This window comes from Microbulbifer variabilis (genome assembly GCF_052467165.1).
The window spans coordinates 4,142,720-4,155,129 of record NZ_CP174301.1; the positions used below are offsets into that span (position 1 = coordinate 4,142,720).

At 55.6% G+C, this 12,410-nt stretch carries 11 protein-coding genes; all 11 read left to right on the plus strand.

What is annotated here, in order from left to right; genetic code table 11:
• Positions 1–183: 183 nt before the first annotated feature.
• Positions 184–1,980, plus strand: coding sequence for a protein-disulfide reductase DsbD family protein (locus ACJJIP_RS18530; protein WP_444945768.1), 1,797 nt, complete (start codon positions 184–186; stop codon positions 1,978–1,980).
• A gap of 258 nt (positions 1,981–2,238) precedes the next feature.
• Complete coding sequence (gene aroQ, locus ACJJIP_RS18535; RefSeq protein ID WP_020411489.1) at positions 2,239–2,694, plus strand: type II 3-dehydroquinate dehydratase; 456 nt, start codon at positions 2,239–2,241, stop codon at positions 2,692–2,694.
• A gap of 24 nt (positions 2,695–2,718) precedes the next feature.
• Positions 2,719–3,186, plus strand: a complete 468-nt coding sequence (accB, locus tag ACJJIP_RS18540) for an acetyl-CoA carboxylase biotin carboxyl carrier protein (protein ID WP_020411490.1) — start codon at positions 2,719–2,721, stop codon at positions 3,184–3,186.
• A 14-nt stretch (positions 3,187–3,200) separates the two neighbouring features.
• A complete protein-coding gene (accC, locus tag ACJJIP_RS18545; protein WP_020411491.1) occupies positions 3,201–4,541 on the plus strand; it encodes an acetyl-CoA carboxylase biotin carboxylase subunit in 1,341 nt (446 codons plus the stop codon).
• 131 nt (positions 4,542–4,672) lie between these two features.
• Positions 4,673–5,554 carry a 50S ribosomal protein L11 methyltransferase gene (gene prmA, locus ACJJIP_RS18550; RefSeq protein WP_020411492.1) on the plus strand — a complete coding sequence of 294 codons (882 nt, stop codon included), beginning with the start codon at positions 4,673–4,675 and terminating at the stop codon, positions 5,552–5,554.
• A gap of 75 nt (positions 5,555–5,629) precedes the next feature.
• The gene (locus ACJJIP_RS18555; protein ID WP_444945769.1) at positions 5,630–6,907 is read left to right on the plus strand and encodes a DUF3426 domain-containing protein; all 1,278 of its coding nucleotides are present in this window, start codon (positions 5,630–5,632) and stop codon (positions 6,905–6,907) included.
• A 195-nt stretch (positions 6,908–7,102) separates the two neighbouring features.
• On the plus strand, positions 7,103–8,095 hold the full coding sequence (gene dusB / locus ACJJIP_RS18560) for a tRNA dihydrouridine synthase DusB (protein ID WP_444902292.1): 993 nt from the start codon (positions 7,103–7,105) through the stop codon (positions 8,093–8,095).
• Positions 8,092–8,400, plus strand: a complete 309-nt coding sequence (gene fis, locus ACJJIP_RS18565; RefSeq protein ID WP_020411495.1) for a DNA-binding transcriptional regulator Fis — start codon at positions 8,092–8,094, stop codon at positions 8,398–8,400. Before dusB ends, fis begins: the two co-directional genes overlap by 4 nt.
• A gap of 143 nt (positions 8,401–8,543) precedes the next feature.
• A complete protein-coding gene (gene purH, locus ACJJIP_RS18570; RefSeq protein ID WP_020411496.1) occupies positions 8,544–10,115 on the plus strand; it encodes a bifunctional phosphoribosylaminoimidazolecarboxamide formyltransferase/IMP cyclohydrolase in 1,572 nt (523 codons plus the stop codon).
• 192 nt (positions 10,116–10,307) lie between these two features.
• Positions 10,308–11,612, plus strand: coding sequence for a phosphoribosylamine--glycine ligase (gene purD / locus ACJJIP_RS18575; protein WP_020411497.1), 1,305 nt, complete (start codon positions 10,308–10,310; stop codon positions 11,610–11,612).
• Positions 11,613–11,666: 54 nt separating this feature from the next.
• The gene (gene coq7 / locus ACJJIP_RS18580; RefSeq protein WP_020411498.1) at positions 11,667–12,311 is read left to right on the plus strand and encodes a 2-polyprenyl-3-methyl-6-methoxy-1,4-benzoquinone monooxygenase; all 645 of its coding nucleotides are present in this window, start codon (positions 11,667–11,669) and stop codon (positions 12,309–12,311) included.
• Positions 12,312–12,410 lie beyond the last annotated feature (99 nt).

Sequence of the window (12,410 nt, forward strand, 5' to 3'; positions counted from 1 at the left end):
CAGGATCATGAACAGGCAGCCACTAAGGCTGTGAAGGCGTTCAAATGACGGCAAAGCAATCCCCCGCTGTTGTTTTTTTGTACCACTGGCATCGCTATACTGCTAGCGCAACTGAACCCCTGTCCGGTGCAGCAGTCAGAACTATGCGCCCGACTATAATGAATTTTTTCATCTATGGCTGTGATGACCAAAAGTTTCAGAAATAATTTCCTCGCCCTGCTGGCGATCCTGCTGTTTGTGTCTGGTGCCAAAGCCCTGGCTCAGAGCCCAGACAACCCTTTTGCGAGTCTAAGCAATTCGCAGGACAACACCTTCCTGCCAGTAGATGAAGCCTACAGGCAAGACCTGCTTCTCAACGGCAGTCAGCTCAGTGCCATCTTTGAAATAGCCCCCGAATACTACCTTTACCGTGACAAACTTGCCCTCTATCAAATCGCTGGTGGACAAAAGACCCAGCTGCCCCTGGATCTGCCAAATGGAGAAGTGATCTGGGACGATTATTTCGAGAAAGAGACAGAAGTCTACCGCAGTCAGCTGGAGTTCCCTATTGCCCTTAAAAGCACGGCTGGTACTGCGCAACTGGAGTTGCACTACCAGGGCTGCGCTGATGCAGGGCTGTGTTACCCCCCCCAGACCCGCCACTACACCGTAAACACCTCGGACGGCAGTATTGAGGCGGCGAAAGGCGGCTTCTCCAATGTCGCCGATCCGACGGCCAGCGCCCCACCCCAGGGAGCCAATGCTGGCAGCAGCTCGATCACCCTACCTCTGGCCTTGCTGTTCGCTTTCGCCGGCGGATTGCTGCTGAACCTAATGCCCTGTGTTTTTCCGGTGCTTTCGATCAAGCTACTGGCCGTGAGCCAGGCGGCTCAGAATGACAGCCAGCGTCACCATCATGGCTGGGCATACACCGCGGGAGTAGTCCTGAGCTTCATTGCTATCGCCGCGGTGATGCTGGCGCTGCGCGCCGGTGGTGAGGCGATCGGCTGGGGGTTCCAGCTTCAGTCCCCATGGCTGGTGGCAGGACTGGCCTACCTCTTCTTTATCATGGGGTTGAGCTTGTCTGGAGTCACTGAGTTTGGCGCCGGCCTGATGGGTATCGGCAGCAACCTGAATAACAGCCAGGGTCTACGCGGCTCCGTTACTTCTGGAGCCCTGGCCACTCTGGTGGCAAGTCCCTGTACGGCACCATTGATGGGCTCTGCGCTGGGATTTGCAGTAACCCAACCGGCCATCGTTGCCCTGAGTGTTTTTGCCTCCCTGGGCGCTGGTATGGCGTTCCCCTTCCTTTTGCTGACCTATATTCCCGGTCTAGTCAAAAAACTACCTCAACCGGGCCCCTGGATGGATAGACTCAAGCAGCTGCTGGCATTTCCCATGTACCTGACTGCGGTATGGCTCTTGTGGGTGCTGGGCCGTCAGACTGGTGGAGATGGAGTAACCCTGATTCTCACAGGTACGGTTGCCATCGCATTTGCCCTCTGGCTCTGGCCGCGCCCCCAGTGGCATTGGCTACGCGGTACAGTAGCAATTGCCGCGCTCGCTTTCGCAGTAATGCTGTTACCGCGTCTCAGCACAACACCCCTGGCCCAACAGCAAACCAGTGACTACTGGCAACCCTATTCGGCAGAAAGGCTGGAAACCGCACGAGGAGAGGGTCGCGCTGTATTAGCCAATATGACCGCGGCCTGGTGTATTACCTGCCTCGCCAACGAAAAGGTGGTGCTATCAAGCGATGCAGTTAGCAAAGCTATTGAGGAGCTCGGGGTCGTGGCGCTGAAGGGGGACTGGACCAACCAGGATCCGCATATCAGTGCCCTTTTGACAAAATACGGACGTACCAGTGTACCCCTGTACTTGCTCTATCCTGCCGGCGGGGGTGACGCCAAAATCCTGCCTCAGATCCTCTCCCGTGAGGAGTTGCTCATGGAGCTCGAGGCCGCTGCAGAGGGCGGGCTAAGCACATCATCTATCCCATAGAGGAAACTTCCGCCTTTGTAGCCATTCGCTGGGGTAAAAAGGCCACAACCTGGATATTTTGCGCTAATTTTTAGCCCAATATCGCCGAACTGCCGCTAACTTCGATAAACTGCTCAACAGGCATGGACAGGGAGTCACTTTTGCGGCACACTCGCCTAATGCACTCGGGCAAATAGGCCAAAATTCGAGTTTGCCCGCAAGATAGCCAACTTTAGACCACATTTCGTGGCTTTTCGGCAACAATTCTCAAGGCAGATTATGGCTAGACTCCTACTCTTGCACGGCCCCAACCTCAACCTGCTCGGCATTCGTGAGCCGCACATCTATGGTGCCAGCACCCTCGCGGAAATTGATGAAGCAGCTGAGCGCCAGTGCGAGGATGCCGGGCACGAGCTGGAGACCATGCAAAGCAATAGCGAATCTGCCCTGATCGACCGCATTCATTTGGCGTCTTCCACTGGCGTTGATTTCATAGTGATCAACCCTGCGGCGTTTACCCACACCAGTGTCGCTCTGCGAGATGCCCTAGCCGCCGTTGCCATACCGTTTATCGAATTACACCTGTCCAATCCCCACGCAAGGGAAAAATTCAGGCACCACTCTTACTTATCCGACATAGCCCGCGGTGTGGTGTGCGGCTTCGGCCCACACAGCTACACGCTGGCAATACAGGCAGCCATACACCAACTGGGAATGGCGCCTCGAAACCAATGAATCAAACCTGCGAGTGAATGAACTATGGATATCCGCAAAATTAAAAAACTAATTGAACTGCTCGAGGAATCGGATATCGGCGAGCTGGAGATCAAGGAAGGCGAAGAATCTGTGCGCATAAGTCGAGGAGTGAGCGGTGCGAACCAGCAGGTCATGCCGATGTACAGCGCCCCTGCCGTACCGGCTCCTGCACCGGCAGCCCCCGCTCCAAGCGCAGCTACTGCGCCAGCTGAAAAGGAATCCAAGCCCGCTGTTAGCGGTCATGCGGTGAAATCCCCCATGGTAGGCACCTATTATGCGGCACCCAGCCCCGGTGCTGAGCCTTTCGTGAAAGTCGGCCAGCAAGTGAAAATCGGCGATGTGGTTTGCATCGTTGAGGCGATGAAGATGATGAACCAGATCGAAGCTGACAAAGCCGGTACTATCGAATCCATACTGCTGGAAGATGGCCAACCGGTAGAGTTTGACCAGCCGCTCGTGACCATCGTCTGAGCGGGGTAGGCACAATGTTCGACAAGATCCTGATCGCCAACCGCGGCGAAATTGCCCTGCGGGTTTTGCGCGCCTGTAAAGAGATGGGCATCGCCACTGTGGCGGTGCACTCCCTGGTGGACCGCAACTTGAAGCATGTGCGCCTAGCAGATGAATCTGTCTGTATAGGCCCCAACCCATCCCCGCAGAGCTACCTGAATATACCAGCCCTAATTTCCGCCATGGAAATTACCGATGCGGTGGCCGTGCACCCAGGTTACGGCTTCCTGGCCGAAAACGCCGACTTCGCCGAGCAGGTGCAGAAGAGCGGTTTTACCTTTATCGGCCCGGATCCAGATGTTATTCGCCTGATGGGCGATAAAGTATCCGCAATTGCCGCAATGAAAAAAGCGGGGGTCCCCACGGTGCCCGGCTCTGATGGTCCGCTACCAGACAACAGCGAGCGCTGCCTCGAGATCGCACAGAATATCGGTTACCCCGTCATCATTAAGGCTGCTGCGGGCGGCGGTGGTCGCGGCATGCGTGTGGTAGAGAGCCCGGATAATCTGGTCAATGCCATTGCTGTCACCAAATCCGAAGCTCAGGCTGCTTTTGGCGACGGCACTGTATATATGGAGAAATTCCTGCAAAATCCGCGTCATGTGGAAATTCAGGTAATGTCCGACGGCCAGGGGAATGCCATACATCTGGGTGACCGGGATTGCTCACTGCAGCGCCGCCATCAAAAGGTTTTGGAGGAAGCTCCAGCCCCTGGCATCCCCGATGCCGTACGCAAACAGGTGCTGGATTCCTGTGTGCAGGCTTGTATCGATATCGGCTATCGCGGTGCTGGCACCTTCGAGTTTCTCTACGAGAACGAACGTTTCTACTTTATTGAAATGAACACCCGTATCCAGGTGGAGCATCCAGTCACCGAAATGGTTACTGGCATCGACTTGATCAAAGAACAGATTCGCGTCTGCGCCGGAGAGAAACTCTCCCTGAAGCAGGAAGATATAGTAATTCGCGGCCATGCCTTCGAATGCCGAATCAACGCAGAGGACCCACAAACCTTCTTCCCTAGCCCCGGTAAAGTGAATAATTTCCATATGCCCGGCGGCCTCGGCGTACGTGTGGATTCTCACCTTTACTCTGGTTATTCGGTGCCGCCCAATTACGACTCGATGATCGCCAAGGTAATCACCTACGCGGAGGATCGGGATACCGCTCTCGCGCGCATGCGAGTAGCTCTCTCCGAGTTGGTCATTGATGGCATTAAAACCAATATCCCACTGCAGGAAGAATTGGTTCGGGATGAGGCCTTTGCCAAAGGCGGGGTCAATATTCATTATCTGGAGAAAAAGCTGGGACTCTAACCCTCGCCAGCAGGGATAAAGTCGGAGAGAATTGCGTCAGACGACGAACCCAAGCGCCATGGACGGCGATCCGTCGCAGGGATCGGGTGGACTTACCACCCACCACAGCAGTTACTCATTACGGAACCTCTATGCCCTGGCTACAACTCCGTGTCGATACCAATCGCGCACAAGCGGAAAAAATTGAAAACGCACTGCTATTTGCCGGTGCCGTCTCCGTCACCCTGCAGGACAACGCAGACCAGCCTATTCTTGAACCCGGCCTGGGCGAAGTACCCTTATGGGACCAGACCCGTGTTACCGGTCTGTTCGACGCCGAAATCGACACTACCGTCACCGAAGCCAAGGCAGCCTCTTATCTATGCGAGCTGCTTCCCAACGTTCGCTGGGAGCAACTGGAAGATAAGGACTGGGAGCGGGAGTGGATGACGCACTACAAGCCGATTCAGTGCGGCGACAACTTATGGATTTGCCCCAGTTGGTGTGAGCCACCCCACCCCGAGTCGGTTAATCTGCTACTCGACCCCGGCCTCGCCTTCGGCACTGGCACCCACCCCACCACTTACCTCTGCTTACAATGGTTGGCTCAGGAGCCTTTACAGGGCAAAAGCATTATCGACTTTGGCTGCGGTTCCGGCATCCTTGGCATCGGCACCTTGCTGCTGGGTGCTGAACGGGCAATGGGCACAGATATTGACCCCCAGGCCCTGATCGCAAGCCGCGATAACGCCAAACGCAACGGTATCGATCCGCAGCGTTTTCCTGTGTACTTACCCGAGCAAATGCCACAGGAAAACGTGGATGTAATGCTGGCAAATATCCTCGCAGGTCCTCTTGTAGAACTCGCCGCCGAGCTGATCAAATTAACCAGAGTCGGCGGGCGCATCTGTCTTTCCGGCATTCTTATATCCCAAGCAGAGCAAGTAAAAGCCGCCTATACACAAAACGTCGAATTTGATGAAGACGGAGTGCATGAAGGCTGGGTGCGCTTGAGTGGAACCCGTATCTGTTAAATAGGCTAACCACCACTACGCGGGGGCCGAGCAGGCTGATAAACTTGACTGCAAAATAAACTACGCCATAGTCGAATGTCTCAACTGGTAACCCGCTGTCCCCACTGCAGCACCTCTTTCCACATCAATGACCAGCAATTGCGCGCCGCCCGCGGCGCAGTGCGTTGCGGCTCCTGCCTGCAGGTTTTTCGCGCTGACGAAAACATCGTCTTTAATGACGAGAACACCAATACCCGCAACGACCTAGAAGCTCTGCTGGAAGATGACGACTTCTTAATCCACGACGATATCGAACTGGATGACGATGAGCCGTCCCCGCCCGAGGAGCAGGAGACCACTCCAGCAGGAAAGGCAGACAAGAGTCCCCAAGCGATAGAAGCAGATAATGCCCAAAACGCTGATAGGAAGCCGAACTCCGATTCACTGATCGGTGACGCCTTCGGCGACAATGAGTGGCAGGAACTGCAGGACGAGGCTGCTCATGAGGAGCCCGAAGAGGATCTAGAGTCCTTCCTCAAGCCGGATTGGGATGATGTCTCCGATTTCGATCACCGCTCGGTAAGTAATAACGACAATAATTCCAATATATCTTCGTACAACGATCATTTCAGGGACCGCGACCCATGGGACCACCCCCTCGAATCTCAAGCAGAGAGGGCGGATACATTCGATCCTGGACCAACAACAATTCCTGATGACTCCGTACAAGAAAACCCGGTTACCCAAAACAGTGCCCCAGATGGACGTCGTGAACCTTTTTTTGCTTCCGGTGAGGAGCTCGATGCGGACACAGAAATAGAGCCCGAGCGGGAACAATTGATATCCGCTATCCAGCCCGCCCCCCTGGAGATGTCCTGGGGAGTGACACCACAAAAGAAAGTTATGCCATCTTGGGTCTGGTGGGTGCTACTACCGCTGCTGACCACCACATTGCTGGCCCAGATTGCCTACTTCAAGTTTGACACCCTCAGCAAAAAACAACCCTGGCGCAATATCTATGCTTCCGCATGTCCACTGCTCGGTTGCAAGCTGCCCCAGCTCCGAGACCTTAACGCCATCCAAGCCACCAACCTGATGGTGCGCAGCCATCCTCAGTTGGAAGGCGCACTGATAGTGGATGCAGTACTGGTCAATACCGCTGATTACGGTCAGCCTTTCCCTAACTTGCTATTGAATTTCAGTGACCTCAAAAATCGTAATGTCGCAAGCCGCCGATTTTCTCCCCTGGAATATTTGCAGGGGGAGCTGGCCGGTCGCAGGTTGATGCCTCAGGACAGCCCTGTACACATTGCTATTGAGGTGGTAGATCCAGGCGCTGAAGCAGTAAATTATGAGATGAAAATCACTCCGTAAAAAATAATTGTGCGCCAACAAAAGAGGTTAACTGGCACAAAAAGCCACATAAATTGCACACTCTGCAGGCTAAACGGATAGAGTTCGATCAAATTGCCCGCTTTTTCGCTTTGCCATTATCGGGCCAGCCGCTATCATAGGCGGCTCTTTTGCCGGGGCCCGAGATGTCCTTCTTACAGCCCAAATGGAGCTACCGTGTCTACTGCCATTGGCCCCTATATTATCGACAACCCGGTAATTCTGGCGCCCATGGCCGGTGTCACCGACCGCCCTTTCCGCCAGCTGTGCCGAAAACTCGGCGCTGGTTTGGTGGTATCGGAAATGGTGACCTCGGACACACGCTTATGGAACAGTCGCAAGTCTCGCTTGCGCCTGGACCACGGTGGAGAAACGGCACCGATATCGGTACAGATCGCCGGTGGTGACCCCGAAATGATGGCGGAAGCCGCCCGGGAGAACGTGCGTCGCGGCGCACAGATTATCGATATCAATATGGGCTGCCCGGCAAAAAAGGTGTGTAAAAAAGCAGCGGGCTCCGCCCTACTGCGGGATGAAAAGCTGGTTGCAGATATTCTTGAAGCTGTAGTCCAGTCTGTTTCCGTCCCAGTGACCCTTAAGATCCGCACCGGCTGGTGTCCGGATTCCCGCAATGGCGTCACTGTAGCCAAGATGGCCGAGGATTCCGGGATTGCCGCTCTAGCGGTACACGGTCGTACTCGTGCCTGTGGCTACCACGGACGGGCTGAATTCGATACCATTGCCGAAATTGTATCCAGGGTGAAGATCCCGGTTTTTGCCAATGGCGACATCACCAGTGCCGAGAGAGCCCAAGAAGTGCTCGATTACACTGGCGCATCAGCGGTCATGATTGGCCGTGCAGCACAGGGACGACCATGGATTTTTCGGGAAATAGCCCACTATCTCGCCACTGGCGAGCGGCTACCCGGACCGACATTGGATGAAGTCAGGAATATTTTGCTCGCCCATTTGGGCGAACTACACCGATTCTACGGTGAGGTGATGGGGGTCCGTATCGCCCGCAAACATGTGGGCTGGTACTTGAAGACGCTCGCGGATAGCGAGTCCTTCCGCAAGACCTTTTTCCAAATAGAGAGTGCAGAAGTACAACATGCCAGCGTTCACGAGTGGTTTGAACGCCGAATAACGAGAGGGGCACAAGCGGCATGAATAACGAAGTATTGATTCCGGATACTGGCAATGAAGAAGTATCCTCCAGGGGGCAGACTCAACTGGCACAGCCACAGCAGCAGTCCCTGCGCGATGCCGTCGAGCACGCAATGGAGAACTACTTCCGCCACCTGGATGGCCAGATGGTAACCGATGTCTACGACATGGTGCTGTCGGAGATCGAAGCGCCCATGCTCGAAGTGGTGATGAAATACACCCGCCACAACCAGACCCGCGCCGCGCAATTACTGGGTCTCAACCGTGGCACCCTGCGCAAGAAGCTGAAGCGCTACGGCCTGCTGTAAGCTTCCCACCGAGCGAAATATTGAAGGGGGATGAGGTAACTCATCCCCCTTCGCTATTTTCCCGGCAGCGTTTTTGTTGCCACAGTGGACAACCGCTAAAACCCTTTAAACATCCTTTTCGAAAACCAGTTGGATCAAGTGCAATGACAGACAAGGTTTCCATCCGCCGCGCTCTAATTAGTGTCTCTGACAAGAGTGGCATTGTAGAGTTCGCTCAACAGCTCTCCGCAATGGGGGTTGAGATTCTTTCCACCGGCGGAACCCACCGCCAGCTCAAGGAAGCGGGTATTCCCGTGGTAGAAGTTTCCGACTACACCGGTTTCCCTGAAATGATGGACGGCCGTGTCAAAACTCTGCACCCGAAAGTACACGGCGGCATTCTGGGGCGCCGTGGTACCGATGATGCCATCATGGGCGAGCACGGTATCACCCCGATCGATATGGTGGTGGTTAACCTCTACCCCTTCGCTCAAACCGTTGCCAAGCCCGACTGTTCCCTCGAAGACGCTATCGAGAATATCGATATCGGCGGCCCCACCATGGTTCGCGCTGCCGCCAAGAACCACAAAGATGTCACTATCGTGGTCAATGCCAGCGATTACGGCCACATCATCGAAGAAATGAAAGCTAACGATGGCACCTTGAGCCACGCCAGCCGCTTTGACCTGGCGGTAAAAGCCTTTGAGCACACGGCGGGCTATGACGGCGCTATTGCCAATTACCTGGGCGCCATTAAAGGCGAAGAAAAGCAGTTGTTCCCGCGTACCTACAACAGCCAATTCATCAAGAAGCTGGACCTGCGCTACGGTGAGAACCCGCACCAGAAATCCGCTTTCTATACCGAAGCCAACCCAGCTGAGGCCAGTATTTCCACTGCCACCCAGCTGCAGGGCAAAGAGCTGTCCTACAACAATATCGCCGATACCGATGCCGCGCTGGAGTGCGTGAAGTCCTTCGAACACCCCGCTTGCGTGATCGTCAAACACGCCAATCCCTGCGGTGTGGCGATTGCTGAAGATATTCACAAGGCCTACGACCTGGCTTTCGCTACCGACAGCGAATCCGCCTTTGGCGGTATCATCGCCTTCAACCGGGAACTCGATGGCGCCACTGCCCGCGCGATCGTCGAGCGACAGTTTGTTGAAGTCATTATCGCACCGTCAGTCTCCGAAGAGGCCAAACAGGCCATTGCCGAGAAGAAGAACCTGCGCCTGCTGGTATGCGGCCAGTGGAGCAGCGAGCGCACCCCGGCACTGGACTACAAGCGCGTTAATGGCGGCCTGCTGGTTCAGGACCGCGACGACGGCCTGATCACCGCTGCCGACCTGAAAGTAGTCTCCAAGCGCCAGCCCACTGAAGAAGAAATCCGCGATCTGCTGTTTACCTGGAAAGTGGCCAAGTTCGTAAAATCCAATGCCATCGTATACGGCAAGGACGGTCGCACCGTGGGTGTGGGCGCGGGCCAGATGAGCCGTGTAAACTCCGCACGCATCGCCGCGATCAAGGCCGAGCACGCCGGTCTCGCCGTTGCAGGGTCCGTTATGGCTTCCGATGCCTTCTTCCCCTTCCGCGACGGCATCGATAATGCTGCCGCTGTGGGAATCCAGGCGGTCATCCAGCCCGGCGGTTCCATGCGCGATGAAGAAGTGATCGCCGCAGCGGACGAGCACAATATGGCCATGGTATTTACCGGTATGCGCCACTTCCGCCACTAAGATTGTGCGCCCGCAAATGCTTACTGTTACGGGCTATGATCAACGGGCTGGGAAGTATCGATACTTACCAGCCTGCACAAATCATTTGAATCCAGGGGCGAGACTCAGGCCCCAGAATCAATTCCACGTTAAACTAGCACACCTATAACCTGTGCAATGGACCGGATCGGTCGACTTAGGGGGGATTTAAGAATGAACGTATTGGTTATCGGATCAGGTGGCCGCGAGCACGCCCTGGCGTGGAAAGCAGCGCAAAACCCAAATGTCGGTACCGTCTATGTTGCCCCGGGCAACGCCGGCACTGCCCGCGAACCCAAGCTGGAAAATATCGCAATCGGTGTGGATAACTTCGCCGCCCTGGCAGATTTCGCCGAGGAAAACGGCGTAGAACTAACGATTGTCGGCCCGGAAGCGCCGCTGGTAGAGGGTGTTGTCGATTTCTTTAATGCCCGTGGCCTCGCCATTTTTGGCCCCAGTAAAGGCGCTTCCCAACTGGAGGGCTCCAAAGCCTTTACCAAGGACTTTCTCGAGCGCCACAAAATCCCCACCGCTGCCTACCGCAATTTCACCGAAGTGGAGCCGGCGGTTGCCTACATTCGCGAGCGCGGCGCGCCCATCGTAGTTAAAGCCGACGGCTTGGCTGCGGGCAAGGGTGTGATCGTTGCCGAAACCGAAGAGCAGGCTGAGCTCGCTGTACGCGATATGCTGTCTGGAAACGCCTTTGGTGAAGCCGGCTGCCGCGTGGTTATCGAGGAGTTCCTCCAGGGTGAGGAAGCGAGCTTTATCGTGATGGTGGACGGAGAAAATATCCTGCCGATGGCCACCAGCCAGGATCACAAGCGCGTTGGCGATGGCGATACCGGCCCCAATACGGGCGGTATGGGTGCCTACTCCCCGGCACCGGTAGTGACCGACACCATTTACCAGCGCATTATGCAAGAAGTAATCGAACCCACTGTTAAAGGTCTTGCTTCTGAGGGTACGCCTTACACCGGTTTCCTTTACGCCGGCCTGATGATCGATAGCGACGGTACTCCGAAGGTAATCGAGTACAACTGCCGCTTTGGCGATCCGGAAACCCAGCCAATTATGATTCGCCTGAAGTCGGACCTGGTCGACCTGTGCATGGCCGCTCTGGACAATAAGTTGGATACCGTCACTGCTGAGTGGGACCCCCGCCCTGCCCTGGGTGTGGTCCTTGCCGCGCACGGATATCCCGGCAGCTACCGCAAAGGCGATGCCATCAGCGGCCTGGACAAAGCAGACAGTGACAACGCCAAGGTCTTCCACGCCGGTACCGCACTGGATGGTGAGCGCGTAGTCACCAATGGTGGCCGGGTGCTGTGCGCGACAGCATTGGGAGATACTGTCGCCGAAGCCCAGGAAAATGCCTATGAATCAGCTCGGACTATCTACTGGGACGGCGTGTTCTTCCGGAAAGATATCGGCTACCGCGCTGTCGAAAGAGAAGAAGCCACTGTTAGTGACAAGCAGTAAAAGCCACTCACGGCGACTGCCTCAGCAGTTGCCGTAATAGAGGAGCAGTAGAATATGAGTGAACGCAACCTGAGCGGCCTGGACCGCCTGCTCATTCAGGCTGATAGGGCGCTGCGCACCTTGAGCCCGGGAGAACCCTGTCATACACGCCCCTCCCCAGCCAAAGAAGAGCCCGAGGCCGAGTTCAGCGATACCGAGCGCCGTCACTCTGTCGGCCTGATGCGTGTCAACCACAGCGGTGAAGTATGTGCCCAAGCCCTGTACCAAGGGCAGGCCCTCACGGCGAAGCTACCTGAGGTACGAGGTGAGATGGAACGCGCTGCCGATGAGGAGATTGATCACTTGGCCTGGTGTGAGCAGCGGCTGAGGGAGCTGGACAGTCGTCCCAGTTTACTTAACCCCCTCTGGTACGGACTGTCTTTTGGCTTGGGTGCCGCCGCTGGCAAAGTTAGCGACCGCATTAGCCTCGGGTTTGTCGCCGCAACAGAAGAACGGGTTTGCAAACACTTGCGAAATCATTTGCAGCAACTCCCACCCCAGGACAAAAAAAGTCGTGCGGTTGTGGAACAAATGCTGATTGATGAGGATGAGCACGCCCATGCAGCCCTGGCAGCGGGGGGCAAACGATTCCCGGCTCCGGTTAAGGGCGCAATGTCACTGGTAGCCAAAGTAATGACTTCAGCCAGTTACAAAATCTAATGGGCATTCACTGGGTACTAGTAAAAACCCAGTGAATTCACCGGCTGGATATTGAGTGGCAGCAGTCACCAGCCTGCCATGCCCAGACCGATTAAAAAC